The 24,444-nt window shown below is 69.6% G+C and carries 17 protein-coding genes and 1 pseudogene; 6 read left to right on the top strand and 12 right to left on the bottom strand.

Translation table 11 applies throughout. The features are described 5' to 3' along the window. Positions 1 to 94 precede the first annotated feature (94 nt). Positions 95 to 676 carry an NADPH-dependent FMN reductase gene (locus tag ACWC21_RS01770; protein ID WP_450876995.1) on the bottom strand — a complete coding sequence of 194 codons (582 nt, stop codon included), beginning with the start codon at positions 674 to 676 and terminating at the stop codon, positions 95 to 97. Positions 677 to 778: 102 nt separating this feature from the next. On the opposite strand from ACWC21_RS01770, the gene ACWC21_RS01765 reads away from it, so the two are divergent. Beyond that, positions 779 to 1,267, top strand: a complete 489-nt coding sequence (locus ACWC21_RS01765) for a MarR family winged helix-turn-helix transcriptional regulator (protein WP_450876993.1) — start codon at positions 779 to 781, stop codon at positions 1,265 to 1,267. Between the two features lie 31 nt (positions 1,268 to 1,298). Here the strand turns inward: ACWC21_RS01765 and ACWC21_RS01760 are convergent, their stop codons facing one another. After that, complete coding sequence (locus tag ACWC21_RS01760) at positions 1,299 to 2,153, bottom strand: sirohydrochlorin chelatase (RefSeq protein WP_450876991.1); 855 nt, start codon at positions 2,151 to 2,153, stop codon at positions 1,299 to 1,301. Positions 2,154 to 2,369: 216 nt separating this feature from the next. Between ACWC21_RS01760 and ACWC21_RS01755 the strand changes: the two genes are divergently transcribed. Continuing rightward, positions 2,370 to 2,981, top strand: coding sequence for a SanA/YdcF family protein (locus ACWC21_RS01755; protein ID WP_450877031.1), 612 nt, complete (start codon positions 2,370 to 2,372; stop codon positions 2,979 to 2,981). A gap of 320 nt (positions 2,982 to 3,301) precedes the next feature. Here ACWC21_RS01755 and ACWC21_RS01750 read toward each other — a convergent pair whose 3' ends face one another. Genes ACWC21_RS01750 through ACWC21_RS01740 form a run of 3 tightly spaced genes read right to left on the bottom strand, consistent with a single transcriptional unit; the run spans position 3,302 to position 6,900 of the window. Further along, positions 3,302 to 4,069, bottom strand: coding sequence for an enoyl-CoA hydratase-related protein (locus ACWC21_RS01750; protein WP_450877029.1), 768 nt, complete (start codon positions 4,067 to 4,069; stop codon positions 3,302 to 3,304). A gap of 51 nt (positions 4,070 to 4,120) precedes the next feature. After that, complete coding sequence (locus ACWC21_RS01745; protein WP_450876989.1) at positions 4,121 to 5,374, bottom strand: hypothetical protein; 1,254 nt, start codon at positions 5,372 to 5,374, stop codon at positions 4,121 to 4,123. Further along, positions 5,371 to 6,900, bottom strand: coding sequence for an amino acid adenylation domain-containing protein (locus ACWC21_RS01740; protein ID WP_450876987.1), 1,530 nt, complete (start codon positions 6,898 to 6,900; stop codon positions 5,371 to 5,373). Before ACWC21_RS01740 ends, ACWC21_RS01745 begins: the two co-directional genes overlap by 4 nt. 359 nt (positions 6,901 to 7,259) lie before the next feature. On the opposite strand from ACWC21_RS01740, the gene ACWC21_RS01735 reads away from it, so the two are divergent. Then, positions 7,260 to 9,431, top strand: coding sequence for a molybdopterin oxidoreductase family protein (locus ACWC21_RS01735; protein ID WP_450876985.1), 2,172 nt, complete (start codon positions 7,260 to 7,262; stop codon positions 9,429 to 9,431). Positions 9,432 to 9,446: 15 nt separating this feature from the next. Here ACWC21_RS01735 and ACWC21_RS01730 read toward each other — a convergent pair whose 3' ends face one another. Then, entirely contained in the window at positions 9,447 to 9,878 is a 432-nt protein-coding gene (locus ACWC21_RS01730; protein WP_450877027.1) for a gamma-glutamylcyclotransferase family protein, read from the bottom strand. Between the two features lie 145 nt (positions 9,879 to 10,023). Between ACWC21_RS01730 and ACWC21_RS01725 the strand changes: the two genes are divergently transcribed. Next, complete coding sequence (locus ACWC21_RS01725; protein ID WP_450876983.1) at positions 10,024 to 11,667, top strand: M4 family metallopeptidase; 1,644 nt, start codon at positions 10,024 to 10,026, stop codon at positions 11,665 to 11,667. 62 nt (positions 11,668 to 11,729) lie between these two features. Here the strand turns inward: ACWC21_RS01725 and ACWC21_RS01720 are convergent, their stop codons facing one another. From ACWC21_RS01720 to ACWC21_RS01710, 3 genes are read right to left on the bottom strand one after another with little or no spacing between them, the layout of a single operon-like run. Next, entirely contained in the window at positions 11,730 to 11,933 is a 204-nt protein-coding gene (locus ACWC21_RS01720) for a hypothetical protein (RefSeq protein WP_450876982.1), read from the bottom strand. A 53-nt stretch (positions 11,934 to 11,986) separates the two neighbouring features. After that, complete coding sequence (locus ACWC21_RS01715; RefSeq protein ID WP_450876981.1) at positions 11,987 to 12,391, bottom strand: PIN domain-containing protein; 405 nt, start codon at positions 12,389 to 12,391, stop codon at positions 11,987 to 11,989. Positions 12,392 to 12,396: 5 nt separating this feature from the next. Further along, positions 12,397 to 12,594 carry a hypothetical protein gene (locus ACWC21_RS01710; protein ID WP_450876979.1) on the bottom strand — a complete coding sequence of 66 codons (198 nt, stop codon included), beginning with the start codon at positions 12,592 to 12,594 and terminating at the stop codon, positions 12,397 to 12,399. 618 nt (positions 12,595 to 13,212) lie between these two features. Here ACWC21_RS01710 and ACWC21_RS01705 point away from each other — a divergent pair. Then, positions 13,213 to 13,588: pseudogene (locus ACWC21_RS01705) on the top strand (transposase); the annotation flags it as partial. A gap of 121 nt (positions 13,589 to 13,709) precedes the next feature. Here ACWC21_RS01705 and ACWC21_RS01700 read toward each other — a convergent pair. Continuing rightward, positions 13,710 to 14,141: a hypothetical protein gene (locus tag ACWC21_RS01700; protein ID WP_450876978.1), complete on the bottom strand. Its 432-nt coding sequence runs from the start codon at positions 14,139 to 14,141 to the stop codon at positions 13,710 to 13,712. 150 nt (positions 14,142 to 14,291) lie between these two features. On the opposite strand from ACWC21_RS01700, the gene ACWC21_RS01695 reads away from it, so the two are divergent. Then, positions 14,292 to 15,680 (top strand): tyrosine-type recombinase/integrase, encoded by a 1,389-nt coding sequence (locus tag ACWC21_RS01695; RefSeq protein WP_450876976.1) that lies wholly within the window; start codon positions 14,292 to 14,294, stop codon positions 15,678 to 15,680. Positions 15,681 to 15,882: 202 nt separating this feature from the next. On the opposite strand, the gene ACWC21_RS01690 is transcribed toward ACWC21_RS01695, so the two are convergent. Together ACWC21_RS01690 and ACWC21_RS01685 are read right to left on the bottom strand one after the other, a co-directional pair. Further along, positions 15,883 to 16,185 (bottom strand): DUF6881 domain-containing protein, encoded by a 303-nt coding sequence (locus ACWC21_RS01690; RefSeq protein ID WP_450876974.1) that lies wholly within the window; start codon positions 16,183 to 16,185, stop codon positions 15,883 to 15,885. Further along, positions 16,182 to 24,428 carry an HYD1 signature containing ADP-ribosyltransferase family protein gene (locus ACWC21_RS01685; RefSeq protein ID WP_450876972.1) on the bottom strand — a complete coding sequence of 2,749 codons (8,247 nt, stop codon included), beginning with the start codon at positions 24,426 to 24,428 and terminating at the stop codon, positions 16,182 to 16,184. The genes ACWC21_RS01690 and ACWC21_RS01685 overlap by 4 nt, the downstream gene beginning before the upstream one ends. Positions 24,429 to 24,444 lie beyond the last annotated feature (16 nt).

Raw genomic sequence — 24,444 nt, 5'->3', positions numbered from 1 at the left:
CGAGAGTGGGGGAGGAGCTACCAGGGCTTTTCGGCAACGCGGCGAGGTGCGGTGCCAGGCCGCGCGACCCGGGCGGGCATAGTGCAAGGACCCCTCAGGCGGCTGTCCGTGCCTTGGCCTCGCGCACCCCGCGCAGCGCGCCGGACCAGGCGATCACCTGGTCGAGCATGCCGGCCACGGCGGTGTCGAGGCCCTGCTGGGGGACGAAGGTGCCGGTGTGGAACGAGGGGTGTGTCGAGATGGTGGGCTGGGCGCGGACCGTGGCCACCTGGAGTTCGGCGAGGACGAGCCGCAGCGCCTCGGCGGCCCGGGCCCCGGCGACCCAGCCGCCGTAGCTGATGATCCCGGCGGCCTTATCGTTCCACTCCCGGTAGACGTAGTCCAGGGCGTTCTTCAGGGCTCCGGGGTAGGAGCGGTTGTACTCGGGGACGAGGAACACGTAGCCGTCGAAGCTGTCGATGAGTGCGCCCCAGGCGCGGGTGTGGTCGTGCTGGTACTGCTGGAAGTTCGGGTTGCCGGGCTCGTCGAGATTGCCGAGGTCGTGGTCGGCGAGGTCGACGAGTTCGTAGTCGGCTCCGCCGTGGGCGCGGGCGGCCTGCAGCGCCCAGGCGGCGATCTGGTCGCCGCGGCGTCCGGGGCGGGTGCTGCCGAGGATGAGTGCGATGCGGAGTGCCATGGTCTTCCCTCCGGGGTCTTCCCTCCGGGCGAGTTGATGCGTCAACTCTAGATCGACAGGAGTTGATGTGACAACTTTGCTGGTCGCGGTATCCTCGGCGGCATGACGGAGACACGATCGCTGGAACCTGAGGAGTGGGAGTTCTGGGATACCTGGATGCGCGCGCAGCGCCTGCTCACCAGGGAGCTGGAACGTGGTCTGCAGCGTGACTGTGACATCTCCAAGGCCGAGTTCAGCGTGCTGGTGACGCTGTGGCAGGCCGGTGGCCGCGAGATGCGTGTCGGCGAGCTCTCCGAGTCGCTCGACTGGGACAAGAGCCGGGTCTCGCATCAGCTGACACGCATGGAAAAGCGCGGCTTCGTCGAACGCACCCGGTACGGGGCCGATGGCCGCCGCGCGGGGATCGGGCTGACCGCCGAGGGGCGCCGCGCCGCCCAGAACGCCGTCCTCGTGCACGGCGGCAACATCCGCCGCCACTTCCTCGACTCACTGACCCCCGAGCAGGCATCGGTCGTCCGGGCGTGGAGCGAGCAAGCGGTCGATCGTCTCGAGCCGCACCGCGGCGAGGCCGCCGGCGACGGCGCGTCCTAGACCGCGTCACCACCCTGTCCGGACAGCGCACCTAGGCGGCTGTCGTCGCCGGGGTCGCCAGTGCTTCGGCGTAGCGGTGCAGGACCAGGCGGGCCATCGCTTCGTGGGCGCCCAACGGAGCTGAGGCCAACCAGGGGGCCGCGTCGGCGCACTGGGTGGCGAAGCGGCCGGGGGCCGTGAAGCAGGAGGCGACCGCGACACGGTGGCGGCCCCGTGCGGCGAGGGCGCGTACCGCCGTCCCGACGGTCGGCGTCGCGGCGGACGCGTACGCGGGGACGACCGGGACGCCGAGGCGGTCGGCGAGCAGCCGGGCCGTGCGGCGGGTGTCGGCGGTGGAGTCCGGGTCGCGGGAGCCGGCGGCGGCGAGGACGACGCCGCTGGTCCGGCGGGTGGCCTCGTCGATGTCCGTGGGCCAGCCGGCCTCCAGCAGGCGGTCGTACAGGGTCTGCGCGAGGAGCGGGTGCGGGCCGAGCGGTGCGGCCAGGCGCGTACGGGCGGTGGCCGCGGCGGCCATCTCCGGGATGTCCTGCTTGACGTGGTAGCCGCGGCTGAGCAGCAGCGGCACGAGCACGGCCGGCGTGTCGCCGAGCGCGGCGAGGGTGTCGGTGAGCAGGGGCTCGTTCAGCTCGATGTGGCCGAGGCGCACGGACAGTCCGGGACGCAGCTCCCGTACCCGCTCCATCAGGGCGCGGACGGTCTCCAGCGCACGCGGGTCACGACTGCCGTGCCCCACGAGGACGAGGGCGGGCGGGCCGGGGCGACGCCTGCCGTCCAGGGTGACCAGGCCGAGCCGCCCGGCGAGGCGGCTGCTGATGCCCGCCATGATGTCCGCCGTGCTGCCGAGGTGGACACGGGACTCGTCGCGGGGAGGGTTCGAGGCCGTCATGGAAGGATCCTGACGGCAGGACGTTGCGCCCTCGTTGCACGGCCGTCACGGGTGTTTTCCGGTGCTTCACCATGGCGGTCCGTGCGGTGTGAGGCGAACCGGATCACCTTGGGCCGCGTCCTCCTCGTCGGAAACGGAGAAGGGGGACCCGTGGAACTGCGTCGACCGCGCCTGCCGCGTACCCGTGCCGGGTGGCGGCGGCTGGTGCAGGCCGTGATGGCCGGATGTGTGCTGGCGCTGCTTCCGGCGACCTGGCTGTTCGTGTCGACGGCCGACCGGCTGCGCACCACGGCGGACGTGCCGCGCGCCGATGTCGCCGTCGTGTTCGGGGCGGGGCTGTGGGACGGCGAGCCGTCGCCGTACCTCGCGCACCGGCTGGACGCGGCGGTGCGGCTGTACCGCGCGGGGCGGGTGAAGGTCGTGCTCGTCACCGGCGACAACAGCCGGAAGGAGTACGACGAGCCGGACGCCATGCGCGCGTACCTCACGAAGCGGGGCGTCCCCCGCTCCCGTGTGGTCAGCGACTACGCCGGCTTCGACACCTGGGACTCCTGTGTGCGCGCCAGGAAGATCTTCGGCGTCGACCGGGCCGTCCTGATCAGCCAGGGCTTCCACATCCGCCGCGCGGTCGCCCTCTGCGAGGCGGCGGGCATCGACTCCTACGGCGTCGGCGTCGACGCCAAGCACGACGTCACCTGGTACTACGGCGGCACCCGCGAGGTGTTCGCCGCGGGCAAGGCGGCCCTGGACGCGGTGTTCAAGCCGGACCCGCGGTTCCTGGGGCCGAAGGAGCGGGGGGTGGAGCGGGCGCTGGCGAGCGGGCGGTGAGGTGGCGGCGGGTCGGGTGGGGCGTTCGCGGTGCAGCCGGGTCACTCCGGGCGCGCCCTTGGCTGTACCTCGTCCCGCATCCGGACCGTACGCCGACCGGACGCGAGACGGTTGCGGACCGGATGCGGACCCTCGACCGCCCTGGCCGGTCTTTCGCGCGGCTCGCGTCCGTCCCGATCCCGGAGCCGCACCGGGATCGCCAGGCACAGCAGGATCGTGCGGACCAGGGAGCGCAGCGGCCGGACGCGGCCGCTCGCCACGGCGATCACACGGATTCCGAAGACGCTCACGGCACGTGAAACCGGCCCTGCCGACGGGCTTCAGCGCCCCATGAAGCGCGGCGGGCGTTTCTCCAGGAACGCCGTCATGCCCTCCTTCTGGTCCTCGGTGGCGAACAGGGCGTGGAAGACGCGGCGTTCGTAGCGGATGCCGTCGCGCAGGCCGGTCTCCAGGGCCCGGTCGACGCAGTCGCGGGCCGCGGTGACGGCCGTACGGGAGTACGAGGCGATGGTGGCGGCGGCCGCCAGTGCCTCGGTCAGGACCCGGTCGTCGGGGACCACGCGGGAGACCAGGCCGCAGCTCTCCGCCTCCCGGGCGCCCATCGTGCGGCCGGTGAGCACCAGGTCCATGGCCTTGGCGCGGCCGACCAGCCGGGTCAGGCGCTGGGTGCCGCCGATGCCCGGGATCACGCCGAGCCCGATCTCCGGCTGGCCGAAGACGGCCGACTCCCCGGCGATCACCAGGTCGCACATCATCGCCAGCTCGCACCCGCCGCCCAGGGCGAGCCCGTTGACAGCCGCGATCTTCGGTGTGCGGAGGTCCGCGAACTCCTCCCACGCGCCGAAGTAGTCCTCCGCGGCCAGTTCCACGGCTGTCCTCCCCGCCATCTCCCTGATGTCGGCGCCCGCGCTGAACACCTCGTCGGAGCCGGTGAGGAGCACGCAGCCGACGGCCGGGTCCTGGTCCAACGGGCGCAGCACGCCGAGGAGTTCGGCGAGCAGCGCGGAGTTCAGCGCGTTGCGGACGTGCGGGCGGTGCAGGCGTACGGTCACCACACGGTCGTCGCGTTCCACTTTCAGACAGTCCAACGCCGTGTCCATCGCCGTGTCCCTCTGCGTGTCCATCTCCAACGGTCTCCTCTACGAGTCCCAGATCGCGCCGTACGCCGGAATCCCACGCCGCTCCAGACCGTGCACGACCTGCCAGGTGAGCTTCTTGTTCGAGATGCAGATCACCGCCTCGGCCCCGAAGTCCCGGTACGCCGCGTAGGCGAGCCGCACCATGTCGGGCTTGCCGTGCCGGGAGGTGTCCCAGACGAGTGCGTGCGGCTGGACGGCGAGGATCTCGTCGACGAGCGCGTCGCCGTAGGTCGTCCGGGGGTCGCGGGTCGCCCAGACCAGGCGGGACGGGACCTCGGCGGCGAGCAGGTGCGGCAGGCAGGGGCCTATGCCGCTGCCGGTGGCCACGTACACGACCTTCCTGAACAGCGTCTCGATGTTGGCGACCCCGGCCGTGGTGATGCCCTTCACCCATACCGTCGAGGGCATGTCGTCGATGAAGGAGCCCGTCCAGTCACCCGCACGGGAGATGGTGAGCCGGAATCCGGACTCCGAGGGGGACGGCACGTTGGCGAAGGAGTGCCACTCCTTGAGCGGGCTGCGGCTGATCGCGGTCGAGGAGCCGGCGAAGGGCGTCTCGCCGTGGTCGAAGCGGGCCAGTACGACGTGCGGGGAGGGACGCTCGATCCGTACGTCGACCCGGCGCAGCCGCAGCCAGGGCAGGGCGACGCTGAAGGTGACCACGGCGAGCACCGCCACGGGGACCGGTCCGGCGCCGGACAGCAGAGTGTGTGCCCAGAACAGCAGCAGGGCCGTCCAGCCGCTGAAACGGTGGACCTTCTCGAAGAGGTCGTGGTGCCGGGAGCGGAAGGCGGGCACCGCGGTGGCGACGATGACGGCCAGCAGGCCGGTCAGCGCCAGGCCCACGGCCCGGCCGGGCCCGTCGGGCTCCGTGAGTACGGCGGCCAGGAACCACGCCGTGCCCGCCAGCGCCCCGCCCACGTGCAGTCCGCCGAAGTGGTAGACCTTGCCCAGGGTCCAGCGCACCTTCAGCGGCCAGCTGGTCGGCGGCCGGGTCGCCAGCCGGAACATGAGGTTGATGACGTACTGCTGGCGCACGAGGACGGCGAGCGCGAGGTTCGCCAGGGCCGCGTGTCCGGGCGACGCGGCGGGCAACGGCCACCGCGCGGCCGCCCAGGCCAGGTTGACGGCGACGACCAGTGCCGCCAGCCGGTTGTAGTGCGTCAGGCGCGGGTGTTTGAACAGCCGCCTGGGTGCCGGGGCGAGCGGCGGCAGCGGGACGTCCCGCACCCCGGCCACGGGTGCGGTGGTCATCGGAGCACCCCCTGGCGCTCCTCGGCCAGGCGGAGCAGGGCCGGTTTGTCGATCTTGCCGCGGTCGGTCTCGGGCAGCGAGGCCAGGGGGAAGACGTCCGCGGGGACGCAGTAGTACGGGAGGGCGTCCGCCACCGCGCGCCGGGCCCGCTCGGGATCGATGCCGGCCGGGCAGACGAACGCCACCAGGCTGCGCGCGTCCCGCTTCAGCGTCACCGCCCGCAGACACCCCTCCACCGACTCCAGCACCGAGGAGACGGAGTCGAGTTCGACGCGGAAGCCGCGCACCTTGACCTGGTCGTCCGTGCGGCCGAGGTGCTCCAGCTCGCCGTCCGGGGTCCAGCGACCGAGGTCCCGGGTACGGAACATCCTTCTGCCCCCGCCGAGGAAGGGGTCGGGTGCGTACCGCTCGGCGGTCAGCTCGTCGTCGCCGAGGTAGCCCGCCGAGACGCAGTCTCCGCCCGCCCACATCTCGCCCGCCTCGCCGATGGGGAGCGGTCTGCGGTCGGCGTCGAGGACGTACACGGTGTTGTTCGGGGTGGGGGTGCCGATGGTGAGCAGGGCGGCGGCCGGGTCGTGGCGGCGCACGGTGTTGACGATGGTCACCTCGGTGGGGCCGCAGCAGTTGTGGAAGGCGGCGCGGCCCGCCCACAGGTCGGCCAGCGGGCGCGGGCACGGTTCACCGGCGACGGCGACGGTGCGCACCCGCGGGCAGGCGCCGGGGTCGATGCCGGACAGCACGGTCGGCGTGGCGATCAGCACGTCGGCGGTGCGGGCCGCGGCGGCGATGTCCTTGCCGCGGATGACGAGGGTGCCGCCGTGGGTGAGGCAGCCGAGGATCTCCCAGGCGGCCATGTCGAACGCGATGTTTAGCAGTTGCGGGACCCGGTCGCCGGGGCGGACGCCCAGGCCGCCCGGCTCGGTGAGCAGGAGGTTGGCGACGTTGCGGTGGGTGACCTTCACGCCGTTGGGGCGTCCGGTGGTGCCGGAGGTGAACAGGACGTAGCAGCCGTCGTCGGGGGCCGGCGGGGCCGCGCGGACCACGGGTCCCGGTGCGTACGACCGCGGTTCGTCCAGGGTGATCAGACGGTGGCCGGGCGGCACCGGGACGCGGGAGGCGTGTTCCCGCTGGGTGAGGATCACCCGGGTCGCGGCGGTCCGGACGACATGGGCGAGCTGGGTGCGGGGAGTGAGGCCGATGTCCTGGGGGACGTAGGCGGCGCCCGCCTTCAGGGTGGCGAGCAGACCGACGAGCATGGGGAGGGAGCGGCGGACGAAGAGACCGACGTGGTCGCCGGGTCGTACGCCCTCGCGGACGAGACGGGCGGCGAGGGCGTCGGCGGCGCGGTCGAGCTCGCCGTAGGTGATGACCGCGCCCTGGTGTTCGGCGGCGAGGGCGTCGGGGCGGGCGGCGGCCTGCCGTTCGATGGCGCGGTGGACGAGCGGGTCGGGGACGGGGGCGGCTGGGCCGCGACCGTACTGCCAGAAGAGCTGCTGGTCGCGGGGGGTGAGGTGGCGCAGAGGCATGGCTCGGGAGACCTCCTGGCTGTTTCGGTGGGGGAAAGCCGGGTCCGAGCGGCGGTGGCGGGCTCGGGGCCGGACGGTGTGCCGAAAGCCGTGCGGGGTCGTGCGCAGGGGATGACTGTAGTCCCGGTTCTTCAACCCTCAACCAGGGGAGTTCGGCCAACTTTGGGATGGAATGCGTCAGATGTGGCGTCTTCTGTCACGACGGCAACTTCGGTACCGTCCGCGACGACTCAGGGGTGGGTAGGTATGTGCCTGGCGTGTGCCTCACGGCGGGCCCGCCGCGGCGGGGAGGTCACCGTCCCGGCGGTGTAACAGGGAGCCGTCACGGCACGTAACACGTGCGAAGCACGCTGGGCGGCATGGAGACCACCTCGACGCCCACCCACTGCCCGTACTGCGCCCTGCAGTGCGGGATGAACGTGTCGCCCTCGCCGGGAGGGGGCGTCGAGGTGCTCGAGCGCCCGGACTTCCCCGTCAACCGGGGTGCGCTGTGCGGCAAGGGGCGCACGGCGCCGGTGCTGCTGTCCTCCGCGGTGCGGCTGACCTCGCCGCTGGTGCGGTCCGGCGGTGAGCTGGTGCCGGCCTCCTGGGAGGAGGCGCTGGACCGGATCAGCGCGGGCCTCTCCGCGGCGCGCACCGCGTACGGCCCGGACGCTTGCGGGGTGTTCGGCGGGGGCGGTCTGACCAACGAGAAGGCGTACGCGCTCGGCAAGTTCGCACGGGTGGTGCTGGGCACCTCGCAGATCGACTACAACGGCCGCTTCTGCATGTCGTCGGCCGCCGCGGCCGGGACGAAGGCGTTCGGCCTGGACCGCGGGCTGCCGTTCCCGCTGGAGGACATCCCCAGGACGGGCTGCGTGATCCTGGTCGGCTCCAACCTCGCGGAGACCATGCCGCCGTCGCTGCGCTTCTTCAGCGAACTGCGCGACAACGGCGGCACGCTCATCGTCGTCGACCCGCGCCGCACGAGGACCGCCGAACAGGCCGACCTGCACCTCGCGCCCCGTCCCGGCACCGATCTCGCGCTGGCGCTCGGCCTGCTGCACCTGGTGGTGGCCGAGGGCCGCACGGACGAGGAGTACATCGGGGAGCGCACGACCGGCTGGGAGGAGGCCCGGGCGGCCGCGATGGCACACTGGCCGGAGCACGTGGAACGGATCACGGGGGTGTCTGTTCCCGAACTCCGGGAAGCCGTACGGCTGTTCTGTGATCCCGAGGACGCGATGGTGCTGACCGCGCGCGGACCCGAGCAGCAGTCCAAGGGCACCGACACGGTCGGCGCGTGGATCAACCTGTGCCTGGCGACCGGCCGCGTGGGCCGCCCGCGGTCCGGGTACGGCTGCCTGACCGGACAGGGCAACGGACAGGGCGGGCGCGAGCACGGCCAGAAGGCCGACCAGCTGCCCGGATACCGCAAGCTGACCGACCCCGCCGCCCGGCGGCACGTGGCCGAGGTGTGGGGCGTGGACCCCGACAGCCTGCCGGGCCCGGGCCGCAGCGCCTACGAGCTGCTGGACGCGCTGGGCACGGACATCAGGGCGCTGCTGCTGATGGGCTCCAACCCGGTGGTGTCCGCGCCGCATGCCGCGCACGTGGAGGAGCGGCTGCGGTCGCTGGACTTCCTCGCGGTGGCGGACGTCGTCCTGTCGGAGACCGCGGCGCTCGCGGACGTGGTGCTGCCGGTCACCCAGTGGGCCGAGGAGACGGGTACGACCACGAATCTGGAGGGCCGGGTACTGCTGCGGCGGCAGGCGGTCACCCCGCCCGGCGGGGTCCGCAGCGACCTGGAGGTGCTGCACGGGCTCGCCTCCCGGCTGGGCGTGGAGAAGGGCTTCCCGACCGACCCGGAGGAGGTCTTCGGGGAGCTGCGCCGGGCGAGCGCGGGCGGGCTCGCGGACTACTCGGGGATCACCTACCGCCGGCTGGCCGAGGAGAACGGGGTGTTCTGGCCGTGCCCGGAGGTGACGGACGGGACGGCGGGCGGCGGCGCGGCGGACGCCGGTCCGGCGGGCACCGGTCCGGCGGACCGCGAGGAGACCGCCGTGGGCTCGGGCGGGCCCGCCGTACACCCCGGCACGCCTCGCCTCTTCCTCGACCGGTTCCCCACCGAGGACGGCCGCGCCCGGTTCGCCGCCGTCACGCACCGGGGGCTGGCCGAGGAGCCGGACGAGGAGTACCCGCTGCTGCTGACGACCGGCCGGGTGGTGTCCCAGTACCAGTCGGGAGCCCAGACCCGGCGCGTGCCGGAACTGAACACCGCCGCCCCCGGCCCGTTCGTGGAGCTGCACCCGCGGCTGGCGGCGCGGCTCGGCGCGGCCGAGGGCGACCCGGTGGCCGTGGTCTCGCGGCGCGGCCGTGCGGTGGCGCCGGCCCGCATCACCACCGGTATCCGTCCCGACACCGTGTTCATGCCCTTCCACTGGCCGGGCGAGGGCCGCGCCAACACCCTCACCAACCCGGCGCTCGACCCGACCTCGCGGATGCCGGAGTTCAAGGCGTGTGCGGTACGGGTGGAGGCGGTGCGGGCGTAGCGTCGCGAGCCGTCGTCAACGGGCTGGCTGCTGGCGCCCGTTGGGCCAGTCTCCGCCCTCGATCCGCGTCCCCCGCTCGCGCAGCCGCGCCGCGACGGTGGGCGCGGCGACGTAGACCCACGCGCACACCGAGGTGCCGTCGGTCTCGCGAACGACCCGCCGCTCGACCCGCTCGTACAGGTTTTGGCCATTCCCGGGCGCGTACTCCTCCAGCCGGTCCAGCGCGGCGAGCAGCTCCGCGTACTCCTCCGGCAGCGCGGTCACCAGCTCCCCGTGCACCGTCTCGCCCGGCTCCTCCACGGCGTACGGGTAGCCGGGCCCCGCGTACAACACCGCACTCGGCAGCCGGGCCGGCTCCTCGGAGCGAGTGCGGCCGCGCAGGAAGACGTCGTGGTTGGCTTCGCCGGGGCGGAGGGTCCCGTAGACGAAGAAGGGCAAGGTCGGCAAGGTCACAGAAACGATTCTGTACCCCCTCCGAGTCCGCACACATCTCCTCGTAGGCGCTATGGACATGACATGTCCGGGGCCCTTAAATCTCAGGGACACCAGCGCGCCACCCCCACGCCTTCAGGGCGCCTTCCCTAGGAGACCGATGAGTCGGACACGGCACAACCGAGGATCCCGTCTCGCGACGGCCGGCATCGCCGCCACGACCGCCACGCTGCTGGCCGCAGCACTCTCCCCCGCCGCGCACGCCGACGGCAGACCGACCCGGACCACCGCGATCGAGAACGCGGCGTCGGCACTCCTGGCCCACGCCACCGGCCTGGGACTCACCTCCACCCAGGACACCAGCGTCCGTGACGTGATCGTCGACAAGGACGGCACCCAGCACGTCCGCTACGACCGCACCTACCGCCAACTCCCCGTCCTGGGCGGTGACTTCGTCGTCCACCTGGCCCCGAACGGCACCTACCGCAGCGCCGACCGGGCCACGCGGAGCGCGATATCCCTCTCCTCCATCACCCCGAAGATCTCCGCCCCCCGGGCCGCAGACCTCGCGGTGAACGCGCTGCGCGCCGCCAACCTGGGCGACGCACTGAGGCAGTTGAAGGCCAAGCCCGAGCTGGTGGTCGACGCCCTGCACGGCAAGCCGAAGCTGGCCTGGCGCACCAACGCCGTCGGCAAGGACTCCCTCGGCAACCCGGTCGCCCGCACCGTACTGACGAACGCCCTCACCGGCGCGCAGATCGACGCCTGGGACAGCATCGAGACGGCGACCGGCGACGGGCAGTCGCTGTACAGCGGGACCGTGCCGCTGGAGTCGACGCAGTCCGGGTCCTCGTACCAGCTGAAGGACCCCACCCGGGGCAGCACCTACACCGGCGACGCCGAGAACAAGACCGACCTGTGCATCTTCGGCATCTGCTTCAGCCGCGCCCCCGCCACGCTCTTCACGGACACCGACAACCACTGGGGCACGGGCACTTCGGCCGACCGCTCCTCGGCGGCCGTGGACGCCCAGTACGGCACCAACGAGACCTGGGACTACTACAAGAACGTCCACGGCCGCAACGGCATCGCGGGCGACGGCAAGGGCTCGTACAACCGCGTCCACTACGGCAACGCCTACAACAACGCGTTCTGGGACGACAGCTGCTTCTGCATGACGTACGGCGACGGTGACGGCAAGACCTTCGGCCCGCTGGTCGCCCTGGACGTCGCCGGCCACGAGATGACGCACGGCGTCACCTCCAAGACGGCCGCCCTGACCTACTCGGGCGAGTCCGGCGGCCTGAACGAGGCCACCTCCGACATCCTCGGCACGATGGTGGAGTGGTACGCCAACAACCCGTCCGACAAGGGCGACTACCTGATCGGCGAGGAGCTCGTCAAGCCCGGCTTCGGCAAGCCGGCCCTCCGCTTCATGGACAAGCCCTCCAAGGACGGCAGTTCGGCGGACTACTGGAGTTCGTCGGTCGGGAACCTCGACGTCCACTACTCCTCGGGCGTGGCCAACCACTTCGCCTACCTCCTCGCGGAGGGCAGCGGCGCCAAGACCATAAACGGCGTCAACTACGACTCCCCCACGTCCAACGGCAAGACGGTCACCGGCATCGGCCGCGACAAGCTCGGCAAGATCTGGTACCGGGCCCTGACCGTCTACATGACGTCCTCGACCAACTACGCGGGCGCCCGCACGGCGACCCTGAACGCGGCGAAGGACCTCTACGGCGCGGGCAGCACGGAGTACAACGCGGTGGCGGCGGCTTGGAGCGCGGTGAACGTGAACTGAGCTGAAGCGAAGGCCGGCGTTCCTGGCGGGGCGCCGGCCTTTCCGTCTGGCCGGCCGGACGATCACCCGCCGATGCGGTGGACCGGCGACCCGGGCCCGATGACCGAGAAGTCGATCTCGCCCTCCGCGACCATGTGCCGCATCCGCTCCACGGCCGCCACACGCCGACACCGGTCCGCGATCTCCCGGAGCGCGGCGTTGACCGTGTCATTCTCGCTGGTCGTGCCAGAGGTGACGGGCGGCTTCGGCGAGCGCCTCGTCGTCAAGGTCGATCATGGTACGGGACACGGCACTTCCCTCAGGCGTACATACACGACTATCAGTCGGCGCCGAGGATGCGAAGGCCGTGGTGGAGGCGGAAGTCCTCGTAGTCCTTGACATTGAGAGTGGCCAGCGGCAAATCGTAGGTGAGAGCGCAGGCGGCAATCCACATGTCGTTGGTCGGTCGCGGCCGACCACGCTGTATCCCGGCAGCCGAGAGGCGTCCCCAGGTGGCGGCCACGGACTCGTCGCCGGGCAGGACAGGGATGTCGGCGAGCCAGTCGGCGAGCTCCTGACGGCTGCGGGCGCCCCAGTGGCGGATCTCCGTCCACTTGGCCAGTTCACCGTAGGTCACGAAGGTGATCAACGGCCTGCGGCCGATGAGGCGAGTGGCAAGCGGCCCGGTGATCTTGCGCTTGTGTGACAGGGAGGCGACGTCCGTGTCGAGGATGACGGGCTGCATGCGGGTCAGGCGACGTCTCGGTGACGCTCGGCGTACGTGAAGGCGAGGAACTCTTCCAGTTCCTGATCCGACTCGAACGTGTCGGCGGAAAGATCGTCCAGGGAGCGGATCGGTTGGGTGTTCTTCGCCGCCAGCAACTCCTCGACCGACAGACGCGGCCGGGGCGGCGGGGAAGTGAAGTCATCCGGTGCGGGCGTACTCATCAGGACCTCCACCAAGAACGGGAACCGACTCCGTGGCCCAGCATACGGCTGCACTCACCAGCCAATACCAACACTTCACCTCATGAGCGAGCCCTCGAACACACATGCAGTGAGCCCGTCCGCCACGGCGGGCGCCAGCCCCTGGCGCGCGGCGGGACCTGGACCGATGAGACCTGATCGTCTGGGAAGCCCGCCCACAACATCGCACAGAGTTCAGGATCCTTCACGGGCAGTGCCGCCAAAAAGTTCGTTCGGGAGTGCGGTCGGGTCTTCGGGCTGACGAGTGCGGGCCCGCGGCCATCCGAGTGATCCTTGTTCGGCCGATCCCGGGTAATGTTGTGCGAGTTCCCTCTGAGGGGTCGCTTTCATCTATGGCGCCCGCTTATTAGGTGATTCTTCAAAATGATGGGGGCAATACAGGCGAGGTCACGGAGACCATCGATGCCAGCGGATCACGGGAGGTTGCGGTTGGGATGGAAAACGCCGTAATCCTGTCTCGTCCCACGATGCCCGTTCTTCGAGGTTGTGTGCTTCGACCGCAGTTGGCGTGCGACTGGGCGCACTCGGTTCACAGCAGTACGCCGGAAGCACGCCAAAGCGACGCCGTATCCGAGTGACCTGTCCAATGCCCGCTGGGAGTTGATCCAGCCGGTCCTGGCAGCCTGGCGTTTCGAGCGCCGCGGCCACCCGAACACGACCTGCGCGACATCACGGACGCGATCTTGTACGTGGACCGTACCGGGGTTCAGTGGCGCTACCTTCCCCACGACTTCCCGCACTGGAACACGGTTTACGGCTACATCGCCAGGCGGCAGCAGGAAGGCGTGTTCCCCAGCTCAATGGCCTGCTCATGCAACTCTTACGGCAGAAGGAAGGACGGAAGGCCGAACGGACGGCCTGCGTGATCAACGCGCAGAGCGTGAAAACCTCCACCAGCGTGCTCGCCTCCGGCCCGGGCATCGATACCGGGAAGAAGAACGTCGGGAGGAAACGACCTCTCAGACACGCCTGTGGCCCCACGGAAAGAGAACCGGCGGGGCCACAGCCTTTCCTTAGGAAACACCCGGGTCGCCAACCAAGAGGCGCACAGACAAAAGAACGTTAAGCAGAGCATCCTACTGCGGCGACCTCTTGGCGTCCCGAAGGACATTCACAGCACGGCTCAGGGCTTCAGAAAGCTCTTGGCTTCGCAGCTGGATCGACTTGCGGACTTCCGAATCTTCGCCCTGACTGGCAGTAGCATCCTGAAATCTCTGCCAAGACTCATATACGAGCCGCGTTTGCTCGCGAGCAAGACCAGAAAAACGAGCCAGCTGTTGCGCATCCTTTCCTGACGCTTTCACATCACGAAGGAACCATAGATTATACATCGAATACTCGACAACGAAGCCGCCAACAAGTGCGCGGACTTCATTGCCCAGAATATCGCACGACAGTATCTTGATCGCGAGGTTGATCGCGACGGGCCTCACCGGCCCACGCAACTCCTCGGGCGGATCCCAAACGGGCAGCTCATCGAGCCAGTCCCATCCCTCCGGCACTGCCATGCCCAACCTCTCTGACCTTTGGCCTATATGATAGCTGCGGCTGCACAGCACTACCCATGACGCCTGATTAGCCATCTGAGCGCACTGTTTGTATCCAAGGGAATATCGGAAATACCACCAGCTCTCAGCACCTGCTCGTACAGCTCGGTCATGGAGGCGTGCGGCCTGACCGTCGCCCCGTCCCGGCTGCGGGTCCTCGCGGTCAAGGCGACCACGCGGCGTGAGGTGCGGCCGGTGCCGCCTCGTCGGGGCATCATCCGGCCCACCTCGACCGGGCTGCGGCTTCGGCTCCGGCTCGCCCCGGGGCAGGAACCCGCCGACGTCGCCGCATCGGCTGAGCGGCTGCGGCACGCCTGGGGCGTTCACGCCGTGTACGTCACCATCAAGCCGGGCGTGGTCGAGCTGCGGCTCGTCGGCTACGACGTCCTGCGGCGGGTGCGGATGCCCCGCAAGGCCGATGGCGGGCTTCTCAAGGTGCCGGTCGCGCTGCGGGAGGACGCCATGCCCTTCGTGCGCGACTACCGCACCATCCCGCATCAACTCACCCTCGGCGCCACGCTGTCGGGTAAGTCGATGTACCTGCGCCACCTGATCGCCGGACTCGCTCCTCAGTCGGTCGCCCTGGTCGGCATCGACTGCAAGCGCGGCGTCGAGCTGGCGCCCTTCGCCGCCCGCGCACAGACCAGCCGCCGTCCACGCTGCTGCGCGATCGGCCAGTGCTGCCGCAAGCGCCTCTCCCCACTCACGCTCGCCTACATCCACTCCGTACTCAAATCCGCCCTGGAACACGCCGTACGCGAAGAGGAGATCCCCCGAAACGTCGCCCGCAACGTCCGCACCGGCACACCCCGCCCCCGCCGCTTCAACCCCCTCACCGCCGACGAGGTCCGACAATTCCTCACCACCGCCCAGGGCCATCGGCTCGCCGCGCTGTTCGAGCTGGCGCTCCGCACCGGTCTACGTAAGGGCGAACTCCTCGGCCTGCGTTGGGAAGACCTCGACCTCGACGGCGGCACCGCCAGCATCCGCCGCACCCTGCAGCGCACCCGCAGCAGCGGCCTGGCCACTCTGCCGACCAAGACCATCAGCTCCGAGCGGCGCATCGCCCTGCCGGCCTCCTGCATCACCTCGCTCCGCGCACACCGCCAGCGGCAGGCCAGGGAGCGAGACCGGGCGGGCTCGGAGTGGCAGGGCAGCGGGCACGTCTTCACGCGGCCGGACGGACGCCCAATCGAGCCCGCCACCCTCACCCGGCACTTCAGCACCCTGCTCCGCGATGCCCACCTGCGACCGATCCGGTTCCACGACCTCCGCCACTCGACCGCGACGCTCCTCCTGGAACAGGGAGTCGAACTCGTCGTCATCAAGGAGTTGCTGGGTCACGCCCACATCGGGGTGACCGCGACGGTCTACGCACACGTCCGCCTGCGCCTCCAGCGCCAGGCCATCGACCTCCTCGGCCACGCCCTCGGCAACCTCACCGACACCACGGCCGAGCCCGGGGACGACCCGCCGCTTCGTGCAGCACCCGTCCGCTGACGTTGCCGTCAACTACTGCCGTCAGCACCACAGCGGCCCCACCGGATTCAATCCGGTGGGGCCGCCGCGATGATGCAGAACTACCTATCTGCGCCGCCCGCTCCCTCCGTGGAGCGCGATTCTGCGGATTCTTGCTACGGTGCCGATATTTGGCAGGTTGGTTCGCTCAGCCCAGACGCATAATAGACTGAAGACTTGAACTCTATTCCTGAACCCCTTCATGCCCCGAAATCGCCGCAGACCATTGCGACTCAAACTCTGCCTCGCTAATCTCTGACGCCTCGAAATCTTCAGGCTCATCCGCAAATTCAGGAATGGTGGGTGCCGGAATCTCGCCAAGAATGGAACCGCCGACCGATCTGGCCTGGTCCGCAAAACCTCGTCTGCCATCCCGGTAGACCTCAACCTTGCGCACCTCGTACCGCTCACTGTCAAGCTCGCTGTACAGCCAAACGGGCTCGTCAGAGTGGCTGTGGTGCCACACAACCTTCAAGAAACTACTCATTGGTTCGTTCCGTATCTGACGAGTCTGTCAGTGAGGTCCAATGGGCCGTCGTTCGGTATGAGAAAGACGCCAGGTCTATCCGGCGCAGTTACCAGCTGCAGTCCTCGAACGTCGACCTCGATGAAGTGGGTGAAATTCTGCCCACCCCATGGAGTGCCATAGAAAGCCCTCGCCAATTGACCCTGCGTCTTCGTTCCAGGCACGATATCGGAGAGGTACTGGCCGTCACCGAGCTTGGCGTCTTGCGGCTTGGCTGCTTTGGTGGATGCCCACAGTTCATTACTGTCGAGAATCAGATCCAATTTCTTTGCTGTTGTGTAGTGATAGAGCGTCTGAGGCGTCGGTGTGGTCGCCTCTCCATCCGGTCCGCAAGAATTGTGGACCAAGATCGGCGTGCCGCCCGCCACAACATAGTATGTGTGGAGGTGGGCAACCGTGAGGTTGTAACGATCTGCGGCGCCGCGGACCGTGCGGACGGCCGTCACGTATGCCGGTTGGTCATCCGCAGTGGTGAGGGCGTGGTGTAAAACAAGGCGTCCAGCCGGCACCCAGACATGCGCCGTCTGGTCCCAGAACGGGTGCCTTGAGGTCGTGTGCAGCGTCGCCACATGACCGTCTGAGCCTCGGACCGTCACGTCCACCAGGTCGTGGTCGTGGTGCACCCATGTGGCTGTGACCGTGTGCGAGCCCTGGTGCTTTCCTGTTTTGGGGTCTGCGGCTTCGACCTTGTCGCCCGTCTTGATCTTGCCGATCGCCTTGCTCTTGCCCTTTGCCATAAGCACCGGCGTGTCGGGCGAGAAACTGCACTTACGGGGCTTTCCGCCGGGAACGGGCTCGGTCCCCGACGACCCCGTGTCCGGCTCGCTCGGCCGGGCCGCCTCGGCGTCCGCGTCTCTGGCCGCCTCCTCGGTGCGGGCCTTGGCGTTCGCTCGCTTCAAGCTGGCCAGATCGCCAGCGTCGGCTGCGGCCTCGTCAAGGGCCTTGTTGGTGGCGCTCGCCTTCGCCGCAGCGTTCACGCCAGCCACGTGAGGAGTGTCGTCCCTCGCGTCGTCACTGACCGGTTCGCCTTCTCCTCCGGAACCGCAGTCACCGAGAAACGCTGTGCAGGCGGTGACAGCAACTGCCGTACCGGCCTTGATGCACTCCGGAGCGAGAGCCCCTCCGGTCTCCCCAGTGCATTCAGCCACGCCGACCACGACAGTGACCACCACCGCACCGGTGGCAACGTACGGTGCTGCCTTTTCGATGGCGTGCGTCACACAGCCGAAGAATCCGTGGCAGCCGCCCCCACCACCGCCACCGGAGCTGGGAGTCGGCGGCGGGCCGGGCGAGGGGGCCGGAGTGGGGCCACCGCCGCCGTGGCCACCGCCGCCGTGGCCGCCACCCCCACCGCCGCAGCCGGTGCCGGTTTCCTGGCACTTGGGTGACTCCCCCCAGCTGGCCGGGTCGAGCCCCGTCGGGTCGCTGCTGCTGGCGGGATTGTCCCCGGCGTAGGTGTAGCCGCCCATCTGGTTGGGATCGCCGGCCTCGAAGACCGGGTCGACGGTGAGGAAGCGGCCAAGGGTGGGGTCGTAGTTGCGGGCGCCCAGGAGGTTCAGGCCCGTGACGGTGTCATCCGGCTTGCCGAGGAAGCCGTGGTTCTCGTCGGGCGCCACCCAGGTGGACGGTGTGGTGCCCCTCGGGTTGCCGTACGGGTCGTAGTAGCGGCGCGTGACGGCGAGAGTGGAGGCGTCCACCGCCGTCGTGGCCGTGCCCTGGCCGTTCGCCACCTGGTAGGTGATGCTGCCGAAGCTGGAGCGGGTGATCGCCGTGCCGTCCGGGCCGGTGTAGTAGCGCAGGCCCGTGCAGGTCTTCGCCGCGACGTTCAGCGTCAACTGCTCGGCGCCGCCGAAGAGGTACAGGACGCGGGTCTTGTCCGTGCCGCCCACCGAAGCGGTCTGCTCCAGCAGATTGCCGTCGGCGTCGTACAGGTACTTGCTCGTGCGGTCACTTGTGCCGGACGGCGTCGAGACGGTCGCGGTGCGACCCTCGGCGTCGTACGTGAAGGTTTGCGTCTGACCGGAGGGGAGCGCGCCCGTCTTGATCGTCGACCAGGTCTGGCCCTTGCCTCCGCACGTGGTCAGGGTCAGCTGGGTGCCCTTGGAGGTGCTTGCGCTCGGGTCGGTCAGGCACAGGGTGTTCTTGGCCGCGTTGACGAGGGTGCCGGTCTCCGTCATGCGCCACTTCTGGGTGGCGTCGGTGGAGCAGGCGTCGGCGACGACACCCGTGCCCGAAGTGGTGGCGTTGCCCGCGGTGTCCAGGCAGAAGCCGCCCGCCTTCACCGTGCCGTCGGTGTCGATCGTCCATTTCTGGACCGTGGCCGACGAACAGGTGTTGACGGTGACCTTCGCACCGGAGCCCGTTTCCTCCGCGCACAGCTTGCCACCGCCGGTGAGGGTGAAGCCCGTAGTGATCGGCCCGGTCGTCTTCGTCGCGCGGCTGGCCGTGTTGCCGGCGTTCTTGCCGTTCGACTCCGTGTACGAGGGCGTCTGGGTGGCCGTCCCGGTGGCGGGGTTGCTGGTGGTGGTCGCACCCGCCTGGTTCGGGTGAGTGACGGAGGCCGTGGCGTTCACGCCCGGGTACGTCGTGGCCTGAGTGGTGTCGGCCAGGGCGTTGCCGGTGGTGTCGTGGTCGACCATGCCGGTGCGGTCGCCGAGCAGGTCGTAGGTGTACGTCTGCCAGTACGGTGCGGGGCCGCCTACCGTCTTCGTCTTCACCGGCGCCGTGCTCGTCTGGACGGACGACGTGGTACAGCCGCCGACCGCGCCCACCGGAGCGCTGCTGGAATCCGTGATGCCGGCCGTGTCCGTCCAGGCGGCGGTCAGTCGCTGGCGGGAGTCGTAGCTGAAGCACTGGGTGTCGTGGGTGATGTTGTCCTGCAGGTCATCGGTGGCAGTGAGTTCGCCCGCCTGGTTGTAGCGGTAGTTGACTACGTCCAGCGCGGTGGCGGAGGTCTGCACCATGCTGCTGGTCTGCGTGGTACGGCCGGTGGTGGCGTCGTACTGTGCGAAGGTCACCAGTTCCTTGCCCACCGGGCCGTAGTTGGCCCGCCGGACCCGTCCGAAGGGGTCGTGGACCGTGCCGTCCAGGTAGTCGGGGGTGTCGGCGACGTTGATGTCACCGCCGAAGCCGTCCAGCACGCCCTGCGGCGTGTAGCCGTAGCCGACGCGCTCGGCGGGCAGTCCGCCGTCCGCCTTGTAGTCGATGGTCGACAGGAGGCCCGTGATCGGGGTGTAGCTGGAGGTCAGGGTGTAGGTGACCGTGCCGCTGTCCTTGCCCGCGGTACCCGGGAAGCCGTCGGCGGACGGGATGGTGAGCGTCGACCCCAGTGGCTGGTACGCGGTGTTGTAACCCGTGACCGCCTCGGTGTACGCCTTTCCGCTCGCGCCGCCCACGTACCGGGTCGATGACGTCGGGTAGCCCTTGGCGAGGGTGTCGTAGAGCCGGGAGGTGAGCTGCTTCGTGGGGTCGGGGGTGGCCGACCATGGCGCGGCGTATTCGGCGGTGGGGCGGTTGTCCCAGTCGTAGGTGTACGACAGCATCTGGCCGCGCGGGTCGGTGGTCTGCAGCAGGTTGCCCAGGGCGTCGTACTTGTCGAAGGTCGTCGTGCCCGCGTCCGGGTCGGACTGGGAGGTCTTCTCGCCGAGCAGGTCGTACTTGTAGGACCAGGTGTTGCCGGCGCTGTCGCCGATCGTCTCCACCTGACCGGCCGGCGTGTACGTGTAGCGGGTGGTGGCGTCGGCGGCCGGGACCGCGCCTGCCGTGCCCTGCTTCCACGGCATCGCGCTGCCGTCGCTGCCGACGACCGCAATGGTGGAGTCCGCACGGATCTGGAAGGTGGCGCCGGTGGTCGCGGCCAGGCCCGTGGACCACTTGGAGGTGCCGGACGTGGTGTAGACGGCGAGGTTTCCGTCCGTACCGAACTGGGCATAGGCACCCGGGTTTCCGGCCGTGCCGCTGGACCAGAGGGTCTTGCCGCTGTTCAGCGCGGTGAGCACCAGGTTGCCGTCGGCCTGCATGGTCAGGCGGACGCTGCTGGAGGTGAGCGAGGTGCCGGACGGGATGACGCTGCCGCCCTTGAGCGTGACCGAAGCGTCAGTGTCCTTCACCACCGACTTCACGGTCTGGCCGAGGGCGTTGGTGAAGGTCGCGGTCGCCGAACCACCGGCCGGCGGAATCGTGTCGGTTTCGTCGGCGCCCGGATACGTCGTGCCGGTGCTCCACTGCTTGACGGCCTGGTGCCACAGGGTGCTCGCGGTGGCGCGCCCCTGGCCGTCGTACGTCGTCGTGGTCTCGGCCGGGATCTCGTTCTCGTTGGCCGCGTACAGGGTTGTGGACGGGGCGTGGTCCGGCTCGGAGTAGGGGGCGTAGGAGGCTGATTCCCAGCCGTGGGAGTCGTAGAAGGAATCGGAGATGATCCGGCCGGAGTCCGAGTCGCCGTCGGCGGTCGCCTGGGTCTGGCGGGGCTGGAGCATCCCGTCGTAGATGCTGATCGAGGTGGAGTACGCGCCGTCCTCGCGCAGGGTGCGCGTGGTGACCGAGGTCGGGTCGCCGGGCTGGGTGATCGTGCCGCCGGGAGCGGGCACCGCGCCCGGGTTGATGGAGTACGCGAACTTCATGTTCGCGCTCTGGGTGGCCTTGTCGCGGCCGGGCAGCCAGACGGCGGTGCGGCGGCCGAGGGCGTCATAGGTGATGTCGGTGACGCGGTTGTTGGCGTCGACGTTCTCGGTGGTCAGGCCCCGCAGTGGGTCGAGGGTGGAGCTGACCTTCCACCTCTTCTCGTTGGTGGAGACGATGCTCGTCGGGTTGGTGTTGCCGCCCGCTTTGCTCCACGGGGGCGCGTAGTCGGTGTGCGTGTTGTTGCCGACGGCGTCGAGGGTGTCGGTGGCGCGGCCGGCGCCGTCGTAGGCGATGCCGCTGGTGGTGCGCCAGTTCTCGGCGCCGTCGCTGCCGTAGCCGGTGGCGAGCTGGGTCGCGGTGACGTGCGGGAGGGTGAGTGTGCCGTAGGCGCCGAGGTCGGTGATGGAGCCGTCGCCGTCGTAGTAGATCTTCTTGTCGGAGAGCAGCGTGTCGGTGCCGGGCTTGGTGCCGCACGGGCCGGAGACCGTGGTGATCCGGGACGGGTAGGAGAGCAGCATGCTGTTGCCGGCCGAGGACGCCGGGGCCGCGTAGTCGGTGCTCGTGCACCTCTCCTGGGCAGGCACGGACACGTCTCCGTGGGTGTCGACCGATTCGACGCGGCCCTGATCGTCGTAGGACGCGTCGGTGCGGGTGTGCCGCCAGGTGCCGTCGGCGAGCAGTGCGTAACCGTGGCTCTGGGCGGCCTGGATCCGGTGTGCGGTGAGGTCGGGCAGCGTGGAGGTGTCCGGCTTGCTGTCACCCGGGTTGTCGTCCTGGGTCCAGCCGGTCCACGGGGTTCGGTCGACGTGAGCGGTGGTGGTGAAGGTGAACGGGCCGTTGACGGTGGAGGCGTTCACGGTGCCGCCCGAGGCGGTGTAGGTGTCCGACTGCACTGCGGTACCGGCGAGTTGGTCGGCGTCTGTGACCGTTTCCACGGTCTTGCCGCCGACGGTGGCGTCGACATCGACCGAACGGCGGGTGCCGTCTGCCTTGTAGTCACCGTCCATGCCCTGCAGATAGGTGGTGGTCTCCTGGGTGACCGGCTCGGGAGCCTTTCCGGTACGGACGGTGACGGTGCGGAAGCCCCGGAACTGGTCCCAGGTCCGGTACTGGTCGTCGGTGTATTCGGAGTCGTCCCGGTGCCAGGCCGGCCCCGAGTAGGAGTACGTGGAGACCTGGGCTTCGGAACCGGCCGGAATCTCGGAGGCGTCCGGGTTGTACTGGGCGGCGATCGTCAGGTCGGCGACGGTGACACTGTGGACGGTGGTCTTGTTGAACCAGTCCGCGATGGGCTTGGAGTCGCCGGGCACCGTCCAGTACGCGGGATAGCAGGAGCTGGTGTTGGAGTCGGCCTGCTTGATGTCGAGCTTCTTGCCCGCGCACGGGTTCTGGTTGTACTCGACGGTGATCGACTCGCCGGTCTCCGTCTGCACGTTGGAGATGCGGGGCCGGTAGAGCGGCGGCGCGGACGGATGGTCGTCGTCGACCCTGTTGTCGATCTCGGTACCGGTGAAGGAGACCTGGTTCAGCTTGATGTCGCTGTTGCCGTTGTTGTAGGTGCCCTTGCCGGTGTGCCGGATGGACTGCAGCCACATCACGGCCTGGAGCGAGCCCGCGTCCTTCGGGTCGACGGTGGTGCCGGTGACGGGGTCGACGCTGCCGCCGGCGTCGGAGTAGACCTGGCCGAGGTCGTAACCGTCGACAGGGACCAGCTTGTCGGTCGAACCGTCCTTGACGTGCACCTCGGTGGTGATGGAGTCCAGTCGGGTGGTGGACCAGAAGGTGGGCGAGGAGACGATGCAGACGTCCGTCGGCACCTTGGTCGCGTCGTCCGGCAGCTTGGTCTTGTCGGTGGAGTCGCAGTGCAGGTCCCACGGCACGTCCGGCCAGTGCGGGGCCGTGTTGTCGTCCAGGTTCCCGGCCGAGCAGTCGGTGAAGGTGGATGTGGTCTGGCAGCGCTGCTTGGAGGTGAACACCACCTGGGCGGCCGGGGTGCGGCCGGCCTGCTCGTCGTCGAGGGTGTAGCCGTAGGAGATCGAGGTGAGTGTGCCGCCTCGGGTGTACGAGGTGAGGGTGCCGGTGTCGTCGGTGTCGCTGGTCGCTGCCGCCTGGCCGCCGCCGAGGTCGTAGTAGCCGGTCTCGGTGGAGTAGTCGTAGCGCTGGACGAAACCGGTCGGCGAGACGACGAAGTCCAGGTTCCAGCGCCAGCCCTCGGGCTTGTCGCAGCGCGATTTCTTGCCGTCGCCGTCGCTGTGGCAGGGGTCCGAGGAGCGGGGGTGCAGCACTGGTACACCCCAGGCGGCATGGGTGGAGTCGTCGCCGGAGGTCGAGGAGGCCTTACCGGCGGTTCCCGGTGCGGTCGGGGCGTGGTCGGCGCCGAAATAGGCGGCGGCGCCGTCGGTGGTCAGGACCCGGAAGTAGACGCCGTCGTGCAGGCCGTTGGCAGCGCCGGAAAGCTCCTGCACCACCGTGCCGTTGTCGCCCTGAAGCCTGAACTCCTTTATCTCGCCTGGTACCCCGGAAGAGGTGGTGGGCACGAGGCGGCCGGAGTGGGAGCCGAAGGAGACGGTCGCATTGTCGCCGCCCCAGCACTCGTCACCCGAGCCCTTGAGGATCTTCTTGCCGTCCGAATCGAGGAGTGAGCCGCAGGGGCGGTACGCCCGCTCCACGAATCCCGGCTGATAGCCCCAGCCGTCACCGATCCAGGACGCCTGGGAGTTGCGGGCGGAGGTCTCGCCGTCCACGGACTGTGAGTCGTACGACAGCGCCACCGCGGGCCCGGTGTCGCCGACGGCGGCGGGTACGTCGATCGGGTACGAGTACGTGTAAGCGCCGGTACCGCTGGCCTGCCAATTCCCCGCGGGGGTGAGTGAGGTGGCGGAGTAGTCGCCCTGGGAGCCGCGGCTGCCCGAGCTGACCGCCACCGCGGAGTCGCCGCTGGTGGTGGCGGTCAGCTGGTCGGCGGTGGCCCGGTTGGTGGACTTCAGGGGGGTACGGGTGCGGCAGGTAGGCAGTTGGGGGGTGGTGAGGGCGCAGGCGGGAAGGCGCGTGAGGGTGAGGCGGGAGCCGTAACCACCGCCGTAGGCCTTGGCGATCGAGGAGTAGTCGACGACGACGCGAATCTTGGCGGTGGGGGACTTCGCGCGACCCAGGCCGAACAGCAGCCCGGCGTCCGCTCCTGCGCGCAACGCTAGACCGTGGGAGGCCAGTTGGACCCTGATGCGCCCGGCCTTGTCCGTCTTGGCCTTGCTGGACGTATCGGCGGACGCGACCCACATGGGCAGGGACCCCGCCTTGACCGGCTTTGCCGCGAGCCCCACCGTGCTGGAACCGGCCTGCGGCCCGCGCGGCTTGACTACGGGCTGGTAGCGGGTGAGGGCGTGGTAGCCGCGTGGGCGGACTGCCTGAGGGCGTCGAAGAGGATGGTCGCCGACGCCCGGTGTGACGGGCAGAGGCTTCGGGTTCCACAGTTCCCCGTGGAAGACGTGTGGACCGATACCGTCCGCGGCGACCGCGCCGGTCACCAGTAACGCCATGACGGCGACGAAAGCCGAGACAAGCGTCAGCGTTCTTCTCACAGCCACGCGAGAAGTCCCCCCG

This window comes from Streptomyces sp. NPDC001348 (assembly GCF_053597535.1).
Note: the sequence above shows the minus strand (reverse complement) of the source record. Positions and strands in the feature narration are given on the sequence as shown.